Genomic DNA, 19,034 nt, shown 5'->3' on the forward strand with positions numbered 1-19,034 from the left:
TCGCCGGCATCCCGTCGGCTCGCCACGGGGCGGAGCCGCCGAGGCGTCGCGGCGGAGAGGGTCGAGGCCGCCTGCGGTTCCATCCCTCATCCCTCCTTCGGGTCGAGCGCGTCGCGCAGCCCGTCGCCGAGGAGGTTGAACCCCAGCACGGCGGCGAAGATGGCGGCGCCCGGCGAGATCGACATCCACGGCGCCTGGTCGAGGAAGTTCTTGGCCGTGTTGAGCATCGATCCCCAGGAGGGGGCGGGCGGCTGCTGGCCGAGGCCCAGGAACGACAGGCTCGCCTCCGCGATGATGGCGCCGGCGATCGCCAGCGTCGCCTGCACCACGATGGGGGCCAGGGCGTTGGGCAGGACGTAGCGCAGCACGATCCAGCGGTCCGGCAGGCCGATGGCGCGGGCGCCCGCGATATAGTCCTCGGCCTTCACGGCCAGGACCTGGCCGCGCGTCAGCCGGGCGAAGATCGGCATGGCGGAAAGCCCGATGGCGATCATGGCATTGCCGAGGCTCGGGCCCAGGAAGGCGCCGAGCGCGATGGCCAGGACCAGGAACGGGCAGGACAGCAGCGCCTCGACGACCCGCGACAGCACCCCGTCGATCCAGCCGCCGAAATAGCCCGACAGCAGCCCCACCGGCACCCCGATGGCGAGCGCGATGGCGACCGAGATGCAGCCGGCCAGCAGCGAGGCCCGGGCGCCGAAGAGCAGGCGCGAGAGGATGTCGCGGCCGAGGTCGTCGGTGCCGAGCCAATGGGCCGCCGACGGTGCCTTGCGGATCAGCAGGAAGTTGGTCTTCAGCGGATCGAAGGGGGCCAGGAGCGGTGCCAGCACCGCCACGGCGACGAAGACCAGCACCACGACGGCGCCCGCCACGGCCGCGCGGTTGCGCAGGAAGGCGGCGAGCGCGCGGTTGCGGGGCCGTCGCGGCACGGCGCGGGCCGGGAGCGCCACGTCCGTCATGCCCCGACCCTCAGGCGCGGGTTGATGACGACGTAGAGCACGTCGGCGAGGAGGTTCAGCAGCACGAAGGCGCAGGCCACGCAGAGCACCACGCCCTGCACCACGGCGTAGTCCCGCGTGAAGACGGCGTCGACGATCATCTTGCCGAAGCCCGGGATGGTGAAGACCTGCTCGGTCAGCACCGCGCCGCCGATGAGCTCGCCGAAGAGCAGCGTCGTCAGCGTCACGATGGGCACGAGGGCGTTGCGGAAAGCGTGTTTCAGCACGACGGACGGCGCCAGCAGGCCCTTGGCCCGGGCCGTGCGGATGTAGTCGGCGCGCAGCACCGCCAGCATGGCGCCGCGCGTGTGGCGCATCAGCGAGGCGCTGAGGGCCGCCCCGATGACCAGCGAGGGCATCAGCATGGTGCGGAGGTTCTGCACCGGATCCTCGAGGAGGGGCGCGAAGCCCGAGGCCGGCAGCCAGTGGAGTTTCACGGCGAAGAGCAGGATCATCAGCACGCCGAGCCAGAAGGGCGGCACCGAGATGCCCGACAGCGCCAGCACGTTGGCGCCGAGGTCGACCGCCGTGCCCTTGCGCGTCGCCGCGAGCACGCCGGCCGGGATGCCGAGCAGCAGCGCGATCGCCATGGCCAGCAGGGCGAGCTCGATCGTGATGGGGAGCTTCTGGCCGATCATCTGGACGACGGGCTGGTCGGTCTTCAGCGACACGCCGAGGTCGCCGTGCAGCACGCCGCCGATCCAGTGCAGGTACTGCACCGGCGCGGGGTCGTCGAGGTGGTACTTGTGGCGCAGCATGGCCAGCACCTCGGGGCTGCGCTCTTCGCCGGCCAGCGTCAGCACGGGGTCACCGGGCAGCAGCTTCTGCAGCGAGAAGGTGAAGACCGACACGAGGACCAGCGTCGGGATGGCGAGCAGCAGGCGCCGGCCGATGAAGCTCAGCATGGGAAGCGTCCCCTTCTCCCGCGGACGGGAGAAGGTGTCGACGCGAAGCGGCGACGGATGAGGGGATCCGCGAGCGCCGGGGTTCCCCTCATCCGCCCCTGCTTGGCAGGGGCACCTTCTCCCGCGAGCGGGAGAAGGGCCGGCGCGCGGACCGCGCTCATCTGTCCAGCGTCACGTTCTGCAGCCGGATCATGCCGTCGGGATGGGGCACGAAGCCCTTCAGGGTTTTGACGGCACCGAAGATCCGCGGCTCGAAATCGAGGTAGGTGATGGGCTTGTCGTCTTGGATGATCTTCATGGCGGCGGCGTATTTCGCCTTGCGGGCCGCCGGGTCCGTCACGGCGCGGGCCTCGTTCAACAGGGCGTCGACGGCGGGATTGCAGTACTTCATGTCGTTGAGCCCGCCCTTGCAGGTCACGAACTGGTGGATGTTGCCGTCCGGGTCGACGCGGCCGGACCAGCCCACCATCGTGGTCTGGAAGTTGCCGGCGCCGTTCTGCGACAGCAGCGTGGCGAATTCCGTCGTCTGGAGCTGCAGGTCGAAGCCGGCTTCGGCCGTCATGGCCTGGATCACCTGGCCGAGCTGCTGAGTGTTGGTGTCGTTGCCCAACGTCATCTTCACCGTGACCGGCAGCGCCACGCCCGCCGCCTTCAGCAGCGCCTTGGCCTTCTCGACATCGCGGCCCGGCACGGGCTGGTCGAGGTGGTAGGGACTGGCGGGTGCGAAGGGCTGGGAACCCGGCGTGTAGCGGCCCTCGTAGACGGCCGCGTTCAGCGCTTCGCGGTCGATGGCGAGGTCGAAGGCTTGGCGCACGCGCTTGTCCTGCCCCACCGGCGTCTTGGCATTGTCGCCCGTGACGTTGAACTCGAGCGTCATGAAGCCGAGGCCGGGCACGGATAGGACCTGAAGCTTGGCATCGGCCTCGGCGCTCTTCACGTCGGTCGCCGCCATGCGCTCGATCATGTCGAGCCCGCCCGACTGCAGGTTGGCGAGCCGCACCGTCGTGTCGGGGATCGGCATGAAGGTGACGCGGTCGAAGTGGTAGGCGCCTGCATTCCAGTAGGCGGGGAACCTGTCGAGCACGATGCGGTCCTGGGCGACCCGCTCGGTGAGCTTGTAGGGACCTGAGCAGACAGGGGCGGCGGCCGGGTTGCCGGTGGCGGTGGCCTTCGGCGCCATCATCATGCCGGAGCGGTCGGTGAGCTGCGCCACCAGCGCGGCGTCGGGCTGCTTCAGCACGAGGGCGACGGTGAGCGGGTCCACGACGTCGACGTGGTCGATGGAGGCGACCTCGCTCTTGCGCAGCGATTCGGGCAAGGTGCGGTAGCGGTCGAGGTTGTACTTCACCGCCTCGGCGTCGAAGGCCTCGCCGTCCTGGAAGGTGACGCCGGGCCGGAGCTTCAGCGTCAGCACCTTGTTGTCCGGGCTCCAGGTCCAGGACAGGGCGAGCGCCGGCACGAATTTCAGGTCCGGCGTCGTGTCGATGAGTTTGTCGCAGAGCGAGGCGAAGACGATGCGGCTCACGTAGGAGCGCGCCCGGGCCGGATCGAGGAAGTCCGGATCCTCCTGCAGGCCGATGCGGAGGCCGTTCGCCGCCTCCGCGCCGTGGGCGGCGCCGAGCAGCAGCCCGGCCAGGGTCAGGGCGATCCGCTTCATGGAAAATCCTCGTGTCATGCGGGGTCGGCGGCGGCGGCCGCCTTGGCTTCGAAGAGCGTCAGGCGACGCGTGAAGGCGGCGGAGGGCGCGGGGGCGGGAGCGCCGGCGCCGGCGCCCGCGATCTCGGCCCAGAAGTGGCAGGCGACGGCGCGGTCGCCCGGCACCGCATCGAGCGGCGGCGACAACTCCCGGCACAGCGGCCGGGCGTGCGGGCAGCGGGTGTGGAAGTGGCAGCCGGGCGGCGGCCGCGTGGGGCTCGGCATGTCGCCCTCGAGGGGCGCGCGCGGCCTGCGCGCCCGCGGGTTCGGCACCGGCACGGAGGCCAGCAACGCCTGGCTGTAGGGATGCAGCGGCGTCTCGAACAGCGCGTCCACGGGCGCGAGCTCGACGATGCGGCCGAGATACATCACGGCGACGCGGTCGCTCATGTGGCGGATCACGCCGAGGCCATGCGCCACCACCACCAGCGTCAGCCCGAGCTCGGCCTTGAGGTCCTCCAGCAGGTTGACGATCTGGGCCTGGACCGAGACGTCGAGGGCCGAAACCGGCTCGTCGCCGAGCAGCAGCTTCGGCGCGGAGGCGAGCGCCCGGGCGATGCCGATGCGCTGGCGCTGGCCGCCCGAGAACTCGTGCGGATAGCGGTCGCCGTGCTCGGGCCGCAGCCCCACCCGGCGCAGCAGGGCCGCGACCCGGGCGCGACGGTCGGCGCGCGACAGCGCCTCGTGCAGCCAGATCGGTTCCCCCACGATGTCGGCGACGCTCATGCGCGGGTTCAGCGACGCGAACGGGTCCTGGAACACGATGCCGAGGTCGCGCCGCAGCGCCCGCCGGCCCGCCGCCGGGAGCGCGCCGACGTTGCGCCCCTCGTAGAGCACGTCCCCGGCCGTGGGCGGCATCAGGTCCAGCATCAGCCGGCCCAGCGTCGACTTACCGGAGCCCGATTCCCCGACGAGCGCCAGGGTCTCGCCGCGCCGCACCCGCAGCGACACGCCGTCCACGGCCCGCACCGGGGCGGAAGCCGCGAACAGGCGCCGCCGACCGCCGAAATGCTTCGACAGGGCGACGGCTTCGAGGATGGGCGGCTCGCCGACGGGGCTCATGCGGCGACCCCGAAGCCCTCGATCGGCGCATGCCAGCAGGCGGCGCCATGGCCGGCGCCGAAGGCGCGGACCGGAGGGCGCTCGGCGGCGCAGCGCGCGTCCGCGAAGGGGCAGCGCGTGGCGAAACGGCAGCCCGGAGGCATGTCGGCCGGCAGCGGCACGGCGCCCGGGATGGTGGCGAGCCGGCCGGTGCGGCGCCCCAGCGCCGGCATCGCCCCCATGAGGCCGATCGTGTAGGGGTGCTGGGGATCGTCGAAGAGGGCCGACACGGGGCCGCCCTCGACGGCGCGGCCCGCATACATGACGACGACGTCGTCGGCCACCTCGGCCACGACGCCGAGGTCGTGGGTGATGAGGATCACGGCCGTGCCGGTGTCGCGCTGCAGCCCCGCCAGCAGCGCCAGGATCTGCGCCTGGATGGTGACGTCGAGCGCCGTCGTGGGCTCGTCGGCGATGACGAGCGCGGGATCGTTGGCCAGCGCCATGGCGATCATGGCGCGCTGGCGCATGCCGCCCGACATCTCGTGCGGATAGGCGTCGAGCCGCTCGGCGGCGGCCGGGATGCGCACGAGGTCCAGCATGGCGAGGGCCCGGGCCCGCGCGTCCCGCGCCGTGGCGCCCCGGTGCCGCACCACGCTTTCGGCGATCTGGTCGCCGATCGTGAAGGCGGGGTTCAGCGACGTCATGGGCTCCTGGAAGATCATGGCGACGCGGTCGCCGCGCAGATCCGCCCGGGCGCGGGGCGGCATGTCAAGGAGGTCGACCCCGCCGGCGAAGACCGCCCGCCCGGCGACCCGCGCGGCGGGCGGCAGCAGGCCCATGAGGGCCAGCGACGTGACGCTCTTGCCGCAGCCCGATTCCCCCACGATGGCCAGCGTGCGGCCGCGCGCGACCGAGAAGCCGACATCCTCGACGACGGCGGCCGGCGCGCCCGCGAAGCGCACCGTCAGGCCCTCGACGTTCAGCACGGGGGCTTGGGGCAGAGGGGCTTGGGAAATGGTGGGTGCGGGCATCGGGGGTGCGGGCTCAGCCATGGTCCGGCCCCGCCGCCAGGGCGTCGCGCAGCGTGCCGAGATGGTGGCGCATGATGCCGGCCGCCGCCGCGGCGTCGCGGCGCCCGATGGCCTCGGCCAGCGCCACGTGTTCGGCGGCGCTGCGGGCCAGGCGGTCGGGCGTGCGCACGCTCGCCCGCGCGTCCCGCCACGCCGCGTCGTGGCGGATGCGGTCGACCATGACGAAGAGGTCGAGGAACAGCCGGTTGCCGGCCGCCTCGGCGATGGCCCGGTGCAGCGCGCCGTCCCAGTCCTCGAGTGCGGCCGCCGGGGTGTCGGCCGTCTGGGCGGCGGTGCGGGCGGCGAGGCGGCGGATCAGCGCCAGCTGTTCGGGCGCGGCGCGGGCCGCGGCCAGGGCGGCGAGCTCGGGTTCGAGCGAGACCCGCACCTCCATGACCTCGGCGAAATTGGTCCGGGCCGCCATGCGGGGCAGCGTGGGGACCACCACGGCCGGCGCCGGGCCCGGGAAGGTGCCCTTGCCCTGGCGGCGCCACACGCGGCCCTCGGCGGCGAGGTCGGCGAGGGCCTGGCGGATGGCGCGGCGGCTGACGCCGAACCGCGCCGACAGGTCCCGCTCGGGCGGCAGCGCCAGATCCGGCGTCCCGCAAAGCTCCGACACGAGCGCGCGGAGACGGTCGGCGGCGGCGGTCGGGTCGGGGGCGGAAGGCGCGATCTCCATGCCTCGAACCTATGGAGATTGGTTCGGGGCGGCAATCGCCGGAAGCCCTCCGCACTGGGGCAATAATGGGCGTCCGGCGCGATCGCTGTTCACCGCGGTCCTGTCCTGCCGTTCCGGCAGGCAGTGCGACGGGATGACGCATGACGATGGGGCCGCCGTCAGCCCGGGCCCGCCATGGCCTCGGCATGGTGGCAGGCGACGGAGCGCCCGGGGGCGGCCGGCAGGGCGCGCGGCAGCGGCGCCTCGGCCCGGCAGCGCCCGGTGGCGAGGGGGCAGCGGGGCCGGAAGACGCAGCCGGCCCAATCGGCCGCGTCGCCCGCCAGCGGCGGTGCGGAGGTCGGCACCCGCGGGACGGGCGGGATCGTCGGCTCGGCCGCGGCGAGCAGGGCCGTGTAGGGATGGAAGGGCCGGTCGCGCACGGCCGCGACCGGGCCGGCCTCGACGATGCGCCCCCGGTACATCACGCCGACCCGGTCGCAGACCGCATCGACCACGCCGAGGTCGTGGGTGATGAACAGCACCGCGATGCCGTCGCGGTCGCGCAGGTCGAGGATGAGGTTCAACACCTGGGCCTGCACCGACAGGTCCAGGGCCGAGACGGCCTCGTCGGCGACCAGCAGCCTCGGGCGCGTCACCAGCGCCCGGGCGATGGCGATGCGCTGGCGCTGGCCGCCCGAGAAGGCGTGCGGGAAGCGCCCGGCATCGCCGGCCCGCAGGCCCACGGCTTCGAGCGCGGCGGCGACAAGCGCGGCGCGCTCCGCCCGACCGGGCCGGGGCGCCAGCAGGTGCAGCGGCTCGGCCACGATCCGGCCGACGCGCTGGCGCGGGTCGAGCGCGCCGTAGGGGTCCTGGAACACCATCTGGAAGTCGCGCCGGCGGCGGACCAGCGCGCGGCCCGGCAGGGCGAAGAGGTCGTCGCCGTCGAGCAGCACGTGGCCCGCGGTCGGCCGGTCGAGCGCCGCCACCAGGCGGGCGAGGGTCGACTTGCCGGACCCGCTCTCGCCCACGAGGCCCAGGATGGTGCCGGCCTCGAGGACGAAGGACACGCCGTCGAGCGCGCGGGGCGCCCCGCCCCGGCCCCCGCCGTAGTCGCGGGCGAGGTTTCGCACCTCGAGCAGGGGTGCCGTCATGCCGTCGGCTCCGGCCCGGGCGCCCGGATGCAGCGCGACCCGCGTCCGCCGGCCCCGCGCCACGCCGGCTCGGCGGCGTCGCAGGCCGGGACATGGGCGGCGCAGCGCGGCGCGAAGCGGCAGCCCGGCGGCAGCGCGGCGAAATCCGGCACGCCGCCCGGGATGGTGGCGAGCCGGCCGCCGGCCGCGGGCGGGCGGCGGCGCGGCATCGCGGCGAGCAGCGCCGCCGTGTAGGGGTTGGCGGGAGCGCCGAGCACGGCGGCGGTGGGTCCCGCCTCGAAGCGCGTGCCCGCATAGAGCACCAGCGTCCGGGCGGTGGCGCGGGCGACGACGCCGAGGTCGTGGCTGACCAGGATCAGCCCCATGCCGTCCTGGCGCACGAGCTCCGCCAGGAGGTCGAGGACTTCGGCCTGCACGGTGACGTCGAGCGCGGTGGTGGGCTCGTCGGCGACGAGCAGCGCCGGCCCGAGCGCCAGCGCCACCGCGATGCCGACGCGCTGGCGCTGGCCGCCGGACAGCTCGTGCGGATAGGCGTCGAGGCGCCGCGCCGCCTCGGGGATGCGGACGCGGTCGAGCAGGGCGAGGGCGCGCCTGCGGCCCTCGGCCCGGCCGAGGCCCAGCACCCGGACGAGGCCCTCGGCGACCTGGTCGCCGACCCGCATGGCGGGGTTCAGCGCGGTCAGCGGCTCCTGGAACACCATGGCGATGCCGCGGCCGCGCAGAGCTTGGAGCGCGGCTTCGGGCGCGCCGACGAGTTCGGCTCCGGCGAACCGGATGCTGCCCGAGGCCCGGGCCCCTCCAGGCAGGAGGCCGATCAGCGCCAGCGCCAGCAGGGACTTGCCCGAGCCGCTCTCGCCCACGATGCCGAGCGTGTCGCCGCGCTCGAGCGTGAAGCCGACGTCCGACAGGACCGGCAGCGGCGCCGCGCCCGGCCGGGCGACCGAGACGGCGAGGCCCTCGACGGCCAGCAGCGGCGCCTCGGCCGGCAGCGGCGCCTCGGCCGGCAGCGGCGCCTCGGCCGGCAGCGGCGCCGCGCCGGGCAGCGGCGCCGTCATCGGCCCGGACTCCGGCGCGGGTCGAGCCGGTCGCGCAGCCCGTCGCCGAGCAGGTTGAAGCCCAGCACGGCCAGCGCGATCGTGGCGCCGGGCGCGACGGCGAGCCAGGGGGCCCGGACCATGTAGGTCTGGGCATCGGCCAGCATGCGGCCCCAGCTCGGCTCCGGTGGCGGCGCGCCGAGGCCGAGGAAGGACAGGCCGGCCTCGGTGAGCACGGCGAGGCCGAGCTGGATGGTGGCCTGCACGACGAGCTGGCCGGCGATGTTGGGCAGCACGTGGTCGAGGCTGATGGCGAGGGCGCCGCGGCCGGCGCCGCGGGCCGCCAGCACGTAGTCGCGCGACCAGACCTGCAGGGCAGCGCCCCGCGACACCCGGGCGAAGACCGGGACCATGAAGAGCGCGATGGCGAGGGTGGCGGTGGCGCGGCCGGGGCCGAGCAGCGCGCCGAGCATCATGGCCGACACGATCGGCGGGAAGGCGAAGGCGACGTCGCAGCCGCGCATGACGAGCCCGTCGACGAGGCCCCGCCGGGCCGCGACGCCGACGCCGAGCAGCGTGCCGGCCGACCCGCCGAGCGCCACCGCCGCCAGGGCGACGCCGAGCGAGTTGCGGGCGCCCGCCATCAGCATCGACAGGACGTCCCGCCCGAAGGCGTCGGTGCCGAGCAGGCCGTGGGCGAGCGGGGGCCTCAGCTTGAACAGGATGGCCATGCGGGTCGGCGGCTCCGGCGTCCAGGCGAGCGCCACGAGCGCCACCGCCGCCAGCACCGCCGTGATGGCGAGGCCGGCGACGAGGCGCGGCCCGGGCGGGCGCCCGGCCGTCACGCGGTGCCCCGGGCGCGCAGGCGCGGGTCGAGCGCCAGATAGGCGAGGTCGACGAGGAAGTTCACCACGATGACGAGGGCGGCGAAGACCAGCACGACGTCCTGGAGCACGACGAGGTCGCGTTGCGCGAAGGCCTGGTAGGCCAGGCGCCCCAGGCCCGGCAGGCCGAAGACGCTCTCGACCAGCACCGATCCGGCGATGAGGAAGGAGAACTGCAGCCCCAGGACCGTCACCACCGGCACGAGGGCGTTGGGCACGGCATGGCGCCAGAGCGCGGCGCGGCGCGACAGGCCCTTGGCGCGGGCGGTGCGGACGAAGTCCTCCTCCAGCACGTCGAGGACGGCCGTGCGGGTGACGCGGGTGAGGATGCCGGCCTGCGGCAGGGCCAGGGCCAGGGCGGGCAGCACCAGCGCGGCCAGCGCCGGGCCGGGCCCCGCCGCCCAGCCCGGGAAGCCGCCCGCCGGCAGCCAGCCGAGCCACACCGCGACGGTCAGGACCAGCAGGAGCCCGAGCCAGAAGTTCGGCAGCGCCACGCCGAGCTGGGCGAGCGCCGTCACCAGCACGTCGACGGCCTGCCCCCGCCGCGCCGCCGCCAGCACGCCGAGGGGCAGTGCCGCCGCCACCGACAGCGCGATGGCGAGGAACGCGAGCGGCAGCGTGACGGCGAGCCGCTCGGCGATGAGCGCGGCGACCGGGACCCCGTAGGTGGTGGAGACGCCGAAGTCCCCCGTGAGGGCGCCGCCGAGCCAGCGGCCGAACCGCACCGGCACCGGCGCATCGAGCCCCATCTGCCGGTGGAGCGCCGCCAGCGTGTCGGGGCGGGCCGACGTCCCCAGCATGATGGCGGCGGGATCGCCCGGCAGCACGCTCATCACGGCGAAGACCAGCGCGGCGACGGCGAGCAGCGTCGCGGCGAGGCCGAGGAGCCGGCGGGACAGGAGGGCGAGCATCAACGGGCCTCCGGGACGGCCGGCGGCGGCACGCCCGCCGCCGGCTTTGCCCCGTGGACCGCCGGCTTGGGCCGGTCGACCGCCTTGTCGGGGCGGCCCGATACCGCAGCCGGCATCATTCGCGCCAGCGGACCTGCGTGAGGTCGTTGGACGGGATCGGCTCGTTGACCCAGAGCCCCTCCAGCTTGGCGTTCCAGACGCCGAGCTTCGGCAGCACGTAGAGATAGAGGGCGGGCACGTCCTCGGCCAGCATGCGCTGGGCGGTGCCGTAGAGCGCCAGCCGGGCGCCGGCGTCGGTGGTCCGCTCCGCTTCGGCGATCGTCCGGTCGAAGGCGGGGTTCCTGTAGCCGAAGTAATAGTCGGGCCGCGCGTAGATGCCGATGTCGAGCGGCTCGGCATGGGCCACGACCGTCATGTCGAAGTCGTGGTCCTTGAACACCTCCGCCACCCATTTGGCCGGGAACTCGGTCGGCACGATGGTCATGGTGACGCCGATGTCGGCGAACATGGCCTGCAGCACCTCCGCGGTATGGGCCGCATAGGGCATCTGCGGCACCTTGATGGTGAAGGACAGGCCATCGGCGTGGCCGGCCTCGGCCAGCAGGGCCTTGGCGCGCGCGGGATCGAAGGGCAGCACGCCGGTGAGGTCGATGTAGCCCGGGTCGTTCGGCGCGTAATGGCTGCCGATCGGCTGGCCGAGGCCGGACTGGGCGCCTTCGATCAGCGTGGCGCGGTCCACCGCCATCATCAGCGCCCGGCGGACGCGCGGGTCGTCGAAGGGCTTGCGGGCGTCGTTCATGCCCGCCACGACCTTGAGGTCCGTGCTGCCCACGACTGCGGCGAAGCGCGGGTCCGCCTTGAACGGGCCGAAGAGTTCGGGCGCCGACAGCTCGGGAAAGGCGTCGACGCCGCCCGACTGGAGCGCCGCGACCTGCGCCTGCGGGTCGCCGATGAAGCGGAACGTGAGCCGCGACAGCGGCGGGACCCGCGCGGCGTCCCAGTAGGACGGGTTGCGCTCCAGCACCACGCGGTCCCCCTTTGTCCAGGAGGCGAAGCGGAACGGGCCGGTGCCGACCGGCGTCACCCGGTCGGCGGCCGCCGAGGCCGGCGCCACCATGACGGAGGCCGGCCAGCCCAGCCAATAGAGGAGGTTGCCGGCGGGCTCCCGCAGCCGGACGACCAGCGTCGCGGCATCGGGCGTCTCGACGGCGTCGATCACCCCGAAGAACTGCTTCTGGGGGTTGGTCGAGGCCGCGCCGCGCGCGCGGTCGAGCGAGAACCTGGCGCTGGCGGAATCGAAAGGCTCGCCGTCGTGGAAGCGGACGCCGGTCTGCAGCGCGAACGTGTAGGTGCGCCCGTCGGGCGAGATGGTCCAGCTGCGGGCCAGCTGCGGCACGATCCTGCCGTCGCGGTCGATGCGCACGAGACCCTCGAACAGGTTCTGCCAGGTCACCTGGCCGATGGCGACGGGCGCCGCCACCGTGGGGTCGAGGCCGGAGGGCTCGATCGACAGGCCGAGCACCACGTCGTCGCGCGCCTGGGCCGCGACGGCCCCCCAGGACAGGGCGGCCGCCAGGGCGAGCCCGCCCACGATTCCCTTGATCACCCTCATGCCGCGACGGCCCCCGTCCCGCGCCTCCCCGGCCCGCCGACGGCGGCGCGGCCGCGGCGCCCTGGCATCATGGCGAGGCACGGCGCATCGAACAATGGCCTTGCCGCCTGGCGCGCCGGCCCGCACGAGCGGCCGATGTTGCACGGGCGTCCCAATCTCATGCCGCAGCGTCCCAACTTCCGCAGTCGTGATTGACTCCCGGCCGCCGCACGGCTGACACACGGCCACCACTTTTGCCCCATCGAGCGACAACCATGAAGAAACTGTTCTTCCCCACTGCCAATCGCATCACCCGCAAACAGTTCTGGATGGCCCAGGTCGGCTATCTCGTGGTGTCGATGGTGACGGCGCTCGTCTTCATGCTTCTCGGCCGGATCATCCCCAACCAGGCGACAGAAGCGGGGGAATATTCGGTGAACGGGTTCGCCGCCATCCCCTTCGCCATCATCGGGTTCGGCGTATCGCTGACGATGTTCATCTCCGGGATCCTCGTCGGCATCAAGCGGTTCCACGACCGCGACAAGGGCGGCGGCTGGCTGTTCATCATCCTGATCCCGATCGTCGGCCAGATCTGGCTCCTCGTCGAATTGGGCTTCCTCGCCGGCACGCAGGGCCAGAACCGCTTCGGCCCCGACCCGCGCTCCGCCCTGCAGGCCGCGTCCGGCAGCTTCTCGGTCGCGCGCTGACGCCGCTCCGCCGCTGAAGCGCGGCCGTTCCGCCACGCCATACCGGTTTCGAGCCCGCCGGGCTCGCCCACGACCAGAGGGTTTCGGGCCTCCGCCACGAAACCTCTGCCACGCCGGACGCTGCCCGCCCCGGGCGCGCGCCGCACCCGTCCCATCGCGGACACACTTCGAGGACTCGTCATGATCTCCCGTCTCGCCCGCCTCGGCTTCGGCCTCGCCGCCCTCGTGGCCTTCGCCGTGCCGGCCTCCGCCGCCAACCGCCACGTCGACATCGTCAACAGTTCCGGCAAGGTCCTGAAGCACTTCTACGCTTCGACGGTCGGCACGGATTCGTGGGAGGAGGACATCCTCGGCCGCGACACGCTCGAAAACGGCGAAACCTTCGACGCCAACATCGACGACGGCACGGGTGCCTGCAAATACGACTTCAAGGGCGTGTTCGCCGATGGGTCGTCGCGGGTGCGCAACAACGTCGACGTCTGCTCGATCTCGACCTTCACCTACCGGTGACGGACGGCGGCGGGCGCCGCGCCCGGCCGACCTGAGCCGGCGTCCCCGGGAAGCGGTCCATCGCTCTCCGGGGCCTTTCGTCATCCCGGCGGCCGTCAGGCTCGCGATGGCGAGAGGGCGTGCGTCAGGCTGTTGCCGACCCGCGCTGGACGGGGGCGAGCCCACCGCTTCCACCCCGATGCCGCCCAGAGGCGACGATGCGCAAACCGGCCACCACGCTCGCCCTGACGCTTCTGGCGGTCGCCACCGCCGTGGCGCTGCTGCCCTTCGCGGTCGCGCTGGTGAGCGGCGGCCTGGCCGCCGCCCTCGGGTGCCGGCTCGACGAGGGTTCGCCCCATCCCTGCTTGTTTCGGGGCGACGACATCGGCGGCAGCCTCTACACGGCCGCGGTCCTCGGGACGTGGCTGAGCCTGCCCGCCCTGCCCGTGCTGCTGGTCGCCGGGGTGCTGTGGGTCGTCGTCGCCGTGCTGGCACGCCGATCCTCGGCCCGCAGATCCCGCGCCGCCGATGCCGCGCAGCCGCGGCGCCGCCCGGGCTGAGCGCGCCTCAGCCGGGCGGACGGCGCGGTCGGGCCGCCCGCAGGTGCGCGGCGAGGCTCGGCACGGCCGGCGTCGCGATGTCGGCGATGCGCCAGCCGGCGGGGGTCGACACCAGACGGTAGGCGACGGTCTGCGGGGTGCCGCCGAGGGTGAAGCGCACGGTGGCGGCCACCGCCGGGGCCGGCCCCGGCGCGGCGGCGATGCGGATGTCGCGCAGGCCGGAATCGTCCTGGCAGGCGCAGACCGGGTCCCAATCCACCGCGCCCACGCCCTGCCCGGCCGCCGCGGCCGCACGGTCCCGCCGCCACAGCGCGAGCAGCGGCGGCGCCAGCCAGGCTTCGGGCCGGGCCAGCAACGGGGGATCGCGCGCGGGCGGCAGCGGATAGAGGGCGTAGAGCCGCCGCAGCAGCGCCAGCGGCGGCGGCGGCGGCGGCGGCGGCGCTTCCGCGGCCACGGCCGGCGCCGCGACCGCGAGACACCCGGCGACCAGCCACCCGGCGATCTCCCACCCGGTGATCTCCCACCCGGTGACCTGCCGCGTCCCGCCCGCTATGGCGCCCTCCGGCGGCGGCGGCGCGGGCGCGCCCGTCACGCGTCGCGGCTGCCCTTCGAGCCCCCGAACATGGCGCCGAGGACGCTGCCCACGACGCCGGCGGCGATGCCGCCGCCGACGGACGTCTTCTCGCGCCCGGAAGCCGGGAGGTGGCGCCCGATCTCCTCGGCGAGGTTGAGGATGGGCATGCTCTGCAGCACGACGTGGCCGGGCCCCGTCACGGTCGCCAGGAACAGGCCCTCGCCGCCGAACAGGATGTTCTTGATGCCGGGAACGAGCTGGATGTCGAAGGTGATGCTGGGGTCCATGATGCCGACATGGCCGGCGTGGACCAGGAGGCGCTGGCCCTCGGCGAGGTCGCGCTCCACGACCTCGCCGGAGATGTCGAGCCACACGAGGCCGGGCCCGGTCACGCGCTGCAGGAGGAACCCTTCGCCGCCGAAGACGCCCGCCCCGAGCCGCTTCTGCCAGGCGACCGCCAGCGTCACGGAGTTCTCGGCGCAGAGGAAGCTTTCCTTGCGGCAGACCAGCGACTCGTCGGGGCCGAGATCGTAGGGCATGATGGTGCCGGGAAAGCGCGGCGCGAAGGCGACGCGCCCGGCGCCGTTGGCGGTGAACTGGGTGAGGAAGAGGCTGCCGCCCGAGAAGCTGCGCTTCAGGCCGGACAGGAAGCCCCCGCCCATGTTGGTGCTCATGGCGACGGTGTCGTCCATCCAGCACATGCAGTTCGTCTGGCTGTAGACCGTCTCGCCGGGCTCCAGCTCGATCTCGACCGTCTGCATGACGGTGCCGGAAATGTCGTAGCGCATCGTGCCCCTGTTTCTTCCCCCGCGGCGGCCGACGACGCGATGGTCCGCCGCCCGCGAGGGCCGTGACGGCCGGCGACGATCCCCGGTCCTTGCGGCACCCTGGCACAGGGGCCGGGCGCCCGACATGCCTGCGCGTCCCAGCTTCTTGTTCGGGCGTCCCGACCGGCCGCGAACGGCGCGGCACGACATTTGCGGGTCGCCGCCGGGGTGGCAGGATGCGTCTCGCGGCACGCCGCCGGGCGCCTGTCATGCGCCCGCCACGCAGCCGCCATACGGAACCGCTTTCGGCCGAATGCGATATTGCTGCAGTGCAACATGGCCGTTATGGTGCCGGTGACAGGGGACACGGGACATGAGCGAAGTCTGGAACACGAAATACGGCCCGCGCCGGGTCCGGCACGACCCGCCGGTCATCGCCGAAGCCATCGCGGCCGCCCAGGGCCTGTCGGACGAACCCGCCGAGCAGGCCGAGATCGCGGCGTCGCTGATGGGCGTCTCGGTCGAGGAGGCGCTCGCCGAGATCAAGAAGGCGTCGACGCGGCGCAAGCCCATCACGCTGACCTCCACGGACCGCAAGGGCATGGCCCGGGCCGTCGTGGTGGAGCGGCGCCCGAGCCGCACCCTGGTCATGAACCGGGCCGGCGTGCAGCGCCCCTGAGGCTCCAGCGGCCCTGCACGGCCCCGGCCCCGCCCAGCGGGGCTCTGCACCGAAAAGCGCTGGCGCTCCATCGCCGGTCGTGTATAAGAGCGATCGCGTCCGCCACCCCTTCCAGGGGCGATGCGGCTTTGCTGGACGACATCCCGGCAGCGCGCAGGGCGGCGCATCTCGGCCAAGACCGGCCGAATCCCTCCACGACCGAAAGGACTCACGATGTCGATCACGGCAGAGCGCAAGACCGCGCTGATGCAGGAACACGCCACCAAGGCCGGCGACACGGGTTCGCCCGAGGTGCAGGTGGCGATCCTGACGGAACGCATCACCAACCTGACCGAGCACTTCAAGACCCACAAAAAGGACAACCACTCGCGTCGTGGTCTCCTGAAGCTCGTGTCCACCCGCCGCTCCCTCCTCGACTACGTCAAGGACAGGGACCCGGCCCGCTATCGCGCCATCATCGAGCGCCTCGGCATCCGCCGCTGAACCACAACGGTCCGCGCCTTGCCCCCGGGCCGGCGCGGTCCATCTGATCACGGGACGCGCGGGGGCGGCATGGGGCCGCCACCGCGCCAGACCGGCGAGCGTGGTCATGGCAGGATCGCCAGGGGTTGCCGCGATGCCGGACCCGTCGCTTCCCGCACCGGCGGGCGCGGCGGTCCGGACTCCACCGGACGATGCGCCAGGGCGCCCCGTCCGGACGTCGAGGCCAGCCTCTCGCCGTCTTGCTCATGGCCGACACATCGGCTCGCCATGAAAGACGCACATGTTTGAAGTGAATCGTGAAGAGATCGATTGGGCCGGGCGCAAGCTCGTGCTCGAGACGGGCAAGATCGCCCGCCAGGCCGACGGGGCGGTGCTCGCCTCCTACGGCGAGACCACCGTCCTGGCCACCGTCGTGTCGGCCAAGACCGCCAAGCCCGGGCAGGACTTCTTCCCCCTGACGGTGAACTACCAGGAGAAGGCGTTCGCGGCCGGCCGCATCCCGGGCGGCTACTTCAAGCGCGAAGGGCGCCCCTCCGAGAAGGAGACCCTGGTTTCCCGCCTGATCGACCGGCCCATCCGGCCGCTGTTCCCCGAAGGCTACCGCTTCGACACCCAGGTCGTCGTGACGGTGCTGTCGCACGACATGGAGAACGACCCCGACATCCTCGCCATGGTGGCGGCTTCCGCCGCCCTGACGATCTCGGGCATCCCCTTCATGGGCCCGGTGGGCGCGGCCCGCGTCGGCCTCGTCAAGGACGAGATCAAGCTCAACCCGACCATCGACGAGCTCAAGACATCGTCGCTCGACCTCGTCGTGGCGGGCACGGGCGAAGCCGTGCTGATGGTGGAATCGGAGGCCAAGCAGCTTTCCGAAGACATCATGCTCAAGGCCGTCATGGCGGGCCATGCCGGCTTCCAGCCCGTGATCGAGGCCATCATCCGCCTCGCCGAGAAGGCCGCCCGCGAGCCGCGCGCCTTCGAGCCCGCCGACACGGCGGCGGTCGAGGCCGCGGTCCTCGCCGAGGTCGAGGGCGACATCCGCTCCGCCTATGCGATCCGCGGCAAGGCCGAGCGCTACGGCGCGCTCGACGCCGCCAAGAAGAAGATGATGGCGGCCCTGGTTCCGGCCGACGGGGACGCGAAGTTCCCCGCCCAGGCGCTGGCCGAGGCCTTCAAGGCCGCCCAGGCCAAGGTGGTTCGCAACTCCATCCTCGACACCGGGTCCCGCATCGACGGCCGCGACCTCAAGACCGTCCGGTCCATCCGGTCGGAGGTGGGCCTGCTGCCCCGCACCCACGGCTCGGCGCTGTTCACCCGCGGCGAGACGCAGGCGCTCGTGGTGGCGACGCTCGGCACCGGCGAGGACGAGCAATATGTCGACAGCCTGGAAGGGTCGTACAAGGAGCGCTTCCTGCTCCACTACAACTTCCCTCCCTATTCGGTGGGCGAGACCGGCCGCATGGGTTCGCCCGGCCGCCGCGAGATCGGCCACGGCAAGCTCGCCTGGCGTGCCATCCGGCCGATGCTGCCGACCCCGGCCGAGTTCCCCTACACGATCCGCGTCGTCTCGGAAGTGACCGAGTCGAACGGCTCTTCGTCGATGGCGACGGTCTGCGGCTCGTCGCTGGCCCTGATGGACGCCGGCGTGCCCCTGAAGGCGCCGACGGCCGGCATCGCCATGGGGTTGATCCTCGAGGGCACGCGCTTCGCCGTGCTCAGCGACATCCTGGGCGACGAGGACCACCTCGGCGACATGGACTTCAAGGTGGCGGGGACTGCCGAGGGCATCACCTCGCTGCAGATGGACATCAAGATCGCCGGCATCACCGAGGAGATCATGCGGGTGGCGCTGGGCCAGGCCAAGGACGGCCGCCTGCACATCCTCGACGAGATGAGCCAGGCGCTGACCGGCGCTCGGGCTGAACTCGGCGAGTTCGCGCCGCGCATCGAGAGCTTCAAGATCCCGACGGACAAGATCCGCGAGGTCATCGGCACCGGCGGCAAGATCATCCGCGAGATCGTCGAGAAGACCGGCGCCAAGGTCAACATCGAGGACGACGGCACCGTCAAGGTGGCGTCGAGCGACGGCGAGAAGATCCGCGCCGCCGTGAACTGGATCAAGTCGATCGCCACCGATCCCGAGGTCGGCCTCATCTACGAGGGCACGGTCGTCAAGGTCGTGGACTTCGGCGCCTTCGTGAACTTCTTCGGCTCCAAGGACGGCCTCGTGCACGTCTCGCAGCTCGCCCAGGGCCGCGTGAACAAGCCGTCGGACGTCGTCAAGGAAGGCGACAAGGTCAAGGTCAAGCTCGTGGGCTTCGACGACCGCGGCAAGACCAAGCTGTCCATGAAGTCCGTCGACCAGAAGACCGGCGAGGACCTCGACAAGAAGGAGAAGGAGCCCGTCACCTTCTGACGGCCCGCTCCTGGCCCAATCTCGCGCGCCGCGGTCCGAAAGGGCCGCGGCGTTTCGCGTTGCCCCCCGCATGCCCGTCTGACGGCCCTGTCCCTGTCCCCTGCCTGGTGGGAGTAGCCGGCCCGTCGTGCGCTGCCCTTCTCCCGCTTGGCGGGAGAAGGTGGCCCCGCGCAGCGGGGTCGGATGAGGGGACGGGGCAGCCGGGGGAGAGTCCCGTGATTCCCGCGGGCCCTGGCCGCCGACTCCGGCCCGCCCGCGGCGACTCCGAACGCTGCCGCTGATTCTTGCACTTTTGTGAAATTCGGCGTTGACGGGCTTGGTTGGTGGGTTCTATAAACCGCTCATCGACGGCGGCGCTGCTGAGGCGGCCCGCGGGTTTCGACGCTTCCGAGCTTCGGTTTGGTGGTCATCGCCCGGC

General features: G+C 73.0%; 19 protein-coding genes. 6 read left to right on the plus strand and 13 right to left on the minus strand.

The features are described from left to right. Positions 1–86: 86 nt before the first annotated feature. The 11 genes from D3272_RS25415 to D3272_RS25465 all read right to left on the minus strand — a co-directional run bounded on the left by D3272_RS25415 (position 87) and on the right by D3272_RS25465 (position 11,962). On the minus strand, positions 87–959 hold the full coding sequence (locus tag D3272_RS25415; RefSeq protein ID WP_129222033.1) for an ABC transporter permease: 873 nt from the start codon (positions 957–959) through the stop codon (positions 87–89). Then, on the minus strand, positions 956–1,903 hold the full coding sequence (locus tag D3272_RS25420; RefSeq protein WP_129222034.1) for an ABC transporter permease: 948 nt from the start codon (positions 1,901–1,903) through the stop codon (positions 956–958). Before D3272_RS25420 ends, D3272_RS25415 begins: the two co-directional genes overlap by 4 nt. A 157-nt stretch (positions 1,904–2,060) precedes the next feature. Then, complete coding sequence (locus D3272_RS25425; RefSeq protein ID WP_129222035.1) at positions 2,061–3,560, minus strand: ABC transporter substrate-binding protein; 1,500 nt, start codon at positions 3,558–3,560, stop codon at positions 2,061–2,063. A 14-nt stretch (positions 3,561–3,574) separates the two neighbouring features. Then, positions 3,575–4,660, minus strand: coding sequence for an ABC transporter ATP-binding protein (locus D3272_RS25430; RefSeq protein WP_129222036.1), 1,086 nt, complete (start codon positions 4,658–4,660; stop codon positions 3,575–3,577). Further along, positions 4,657–5,643, minus strand: coding sequence for an ABC transporter ATP-binding protein (locus D3272_RS25435; RefSeq protein WP_428978021.1), 987 nt, complete (start codon positions 5,641–5,643; stop codon positions 4,657–4,659). The genes D3272_RS25430 and D3272_RS25435 overlap by 4 nt, the downstream gene beginning before the upstream one ends. Positions 5,644–5,686: 43 nt before the next feature. After that, positions 5,687–6,391, minus strand: a complete 705-nt coding sequence (locus D3272_RS25440; RefSeq protein ID WP_129222038.1) for a FadR/GntR family transcriptional regulator — start codon at positions 6,389–6,391, stop codon at positions 5,687–5,689. 158 nt (positions 6,392–6,549) lie between these two features. Beyond that, on the minus strand, positions 6,550–7,521 hold the full coding sequence (locus tag D3272_RS25445) for an oligopeptide/dipeptide ABC transporter ATP-binding protein (protein WP_129222039.1): 972 nt from the start codon (positions 7,519–7,521) through the stop codon (positions 6,550–6,552). Beyond that, entirely contained in the window at positions 7,518–8,576 is a 1,059-nt protein-coding gene (locus tag D3272_RS25450; RefSeq protein WP_129222040.1) for an ABC transporter ATP-binding protein, read from the minus strand. The genes D3272_RS25445 and D3272_RS25450 overlap by 4 nt, the downstream gene beginning before the upstream one ends. Then, positions 8,573–9,400: an ABC transporter permease gene (locus tag D3272_RS25455; RefSeq protein WP_245496791.1), complete on the minus strand. Its 828-nt coding sequence runs from the start codon at positions 9,398–9,400 to the stop codon at positions 8,573–8,575. Before D3272_RS25455 ends, D3272_RS25450 begins: the two co-directional genes overlap by 4 nt. Continuing rightward, positions 9,397–10,350, minus strand: coding sequence for an ABC transporter permease (locus tag D3272_RS25460; protein ID WP_129222041.1), 954 nt, complete (start codon positions 10,348–10,350; stop codon positions 9,397–9,399). The genes D3272_RS25455 and D3272_RS25460 overlap by 4 nt, the downstream gene beginning before the upstream one ends. A gap of 115 nt (positions 10,351–10,465) precedes the next feature. Beyond that, complete coding sequence (locus tag D3272_RS25465) at positions 10,466–11,962, minus strand: ABC transporter substrate-binding protein (protein ID WP_129222042.1); 1,497 nt, start codon at positions 11,960–11,962, stop codon at positions 10,466–10,468. A gap of 254 nt (positions 11,963–12,216) precedes the next feature. Here D3272_RS25465 and D3272_RS25470 point away from each other — a divergent pair, with 254 nt between their 5' ends. The 3 genes from D3272_RS25470 (at position 12,217) to D3272_RS25480 (ending at position 13,697) form a co-directional block, all read left to right on the plus strand. Beyond that, entirely contained in the window at positions 12,217–12,648 is a 432-nt protein-coding gene (locus tag D3272_RS25470) for a DUF805 domain-containing protein (RefSeq protein ID WP_129222043.1), read from the plus strand. 180 nt (positions 12,649–12,828) lie between these two features. Then, positions 12,829–13,158, plus strand: coding sequence for a hypothetical protein (locus D3272_RS25475; RefSeq protein ID WP_129222044.1), 330 nt, complete (start codon positions 12,829–12,831; stop codon positions 13,156–13,158). A 197-nt stretch (positions 13,159–13,355) separates the two neighbouring features. Beyond that, entirely contained in the window at positions 13,356–13,697 is a 342-nt protein-coding gene (locus D3272_RS25480) for a hypothetical protein (protein WP_129222045.1), read from the plus strand. Positions 13,698–13,704: 7 nt separating this feature from the next. Here the strand turns inward: D3272_RS25480 and D3272_RS25485 are convergent, their stop codons facing one another. Both D3272_RS25485 and D3272_RS25490 read right to left on the minus strand, forming a co-directional pair. Then, positions 13,705–14,289: a hypothetical protein gene (locus tag D3272_RS25485; protein WP_129222046.1), complete on the minus strand. Its 585-nt coding sequence runs from the start codon at positions 14,287–14,289 to the stop codon at positions 13,705–13,707. After that, positions 14,286–15,059 (minus strand): TIGR00266 family protein, encoded by a 774-nt coding sequence (locus D3272_RS25490; RefSeq protein WP_129222047.1) that lies wholly within the window; start codon positions 15,057–15,059, stop codon positions 14,286–14,288. The genes D3272_RS25485 and D3272_RS25490 overlap by 4 nt, the downstream gene beginning before the upstream one ends. Positions 15,060–15,411: 352 nt before the next feature. On the opposite strand from D3272_RS25490, the gene D3272_RS25495 reads away from it, so the two are divergent. The 3 genes from D3272_RS25495 to pnp all read left to right on the plus strand — a co-directional run bounded on the left by D3272_RS25495 (position 15,412) and on the right by pnp (position 18,616). Next, complete coding sequence (locus D3272_RS25495) at positions 15,412–15,717, plus strand: hypothetical protein (protein WP_129222048.1); 306 nt, start codon at positions 15,412–15,414, stop codon at positions 15,715–15,717. A 120-nt stretch (positions 15,718–15,837) separates the two neighbouring features. After that, positions 15,838–16,200 carry a 30S ribosomal protein S15 gene (rpsO, locus tag D3272_RS25500; RefSeq protein ID WP_281011029.1) on the plus strand — a complete coding sequence of 121 codons (363 nt, stop codon included), beginning with the start codon at positions 15,838–15,840 and terminating at the stop codon, positions 16,198–16,200. Positions 16,201–16,480: 280 nt separating this feature from the next. After that, the gene (gene pnp, locus D3272_RS25505; RefSeq protein ID WP_129222050.1) at positions 16,481–18,616 is read left to right on the plus strand and encodes a polyribonucleotide nucleotidyltransferase; all 2,136 of its coding nucleotides are present in this window, start codon (positions 16,481–16,483) and stop codon (positions 18,614–18,616) included. Positions 18,617–19,034: the final 418 nt, after the last annotated feature.

The organism is Lichenibacterium ramalinae, from assembly GCF_004137085.1.
GTDB classification, from domain to species: Bacteria; Pseudomonadota; Alphaproteobacteria; order Rhizobiales; family Beijerinckiaceae; genus Lichenihabitans; species Lichenihabitans ramalinae.

Coding starts and splice junctions, on each gene's coding strand:
- D3272_RS25415 (WP_129222033.1), bottom strand. CDS start 959: ATGACGGACGTGGCGCTCCCGGCCCGCGCCGTGCCGCGACGGCCCCGC.
- D3272_RS25420 (WP_129222034.1), bottom strand. CDS start 1,903: ATGCTGAGCTTCATCGGCCGGCGCCTGCTGCTCGCCATCCCGACGCTG.
- D3272_RS25425 (WP_129222035.1), bottom strand. CDS start 3,560: ATGAAGCGGATCGCCCTGACCCTGGCCGGGCTGCTGCTCGGCGCCGCC.
- D3272_RS25430 (WP_129222036.1), bottom strand. CDS start 4,660: ATGAGCCCCGTCGGCGAGCCGCCCATCCTCGAAGCCGTCGCCCTGTCG.
- D3272_RS25440 (WP_129222038.1), bottom strand. CDS start 6,391: ATGGAGATCGCGCCTTCCGCCCCCGACCCGACCGCCGCCGCCGACCGT.
- D3272_RS25445 (WP_129222039.1), bottom strand. CDS start 7,521: ATGACGGCACCCCTGCTCGAGGTGCGAAACCTCGCCCGCGACTACGGC.
- D3272_RS25450 (WP_129222040.1), bottom strand. CDS start 8,576: ATGACGGCGCCGCTGCCCGGCGCGGCGCCGCTGCCGGCCGAGGCGCCG.
- D3272_RS25460 (WP_129222041.1), bottom strand. CDS start 10,350: ATGCTCGCCCTCCTGTCCCGCCGGCTCCTCGGCCTCGCCGCGACGCTG.
- D3272_RS25465 (WP_129222042.1), bottom strand. CDS start 11,962: ATGAGGGTGATCAAGGGAATCGTGGGCGGGCTCGCCCTGGCGGCCGCC.
- D3272_RS25470 (WP_129222043.1), top strand. CDS start 12,217: ATGAAGAAACTGTTCTTCCCCACTGCCAATCGCATCACCCGCAAACAG.
- D3272_RS25475 (WP_129222044.1), top strand. CDS start 12,829: ATGATCTCCCGTCTCGCCCGCCTCGGCTTCGGCCTCGCCGCCCTCGTG.
- D3272_RS25480 (WP_129222045.1), top strand. CDS start 13,356: ATGCGCAAACCGGCCACCACGCTCGCCCTGACGCTTCTGGCGGTCGCC.
- D3272_RS25490 (WP_129222047.1), bottom strand. CDS start 15,059: ATGCGCTACGACATTTCCGGCACCGTCATGCAGACGGTCGAGATCGAG.
- D3272_RS25495 (WP_129222048.1), top strand. CDS start 15,412: ATGAGCGAAGTCTGGAACACGAAATACGGCCCGCGCCGGGTCCGGCAC.
- rpsO (WP_281011029.1), top strand. CDS start 15,838: ATGCGGCTTTGCTGGACGACATCCCGGCAGCGCGCAGGGCGGCGCATC.
- pnp (WP_129222050.1), top strand. CDS start 16,481: ATGTTTGAAGTGAATCGTGAAGAGATCGATTGGGCCGGGCGCAAGCTC.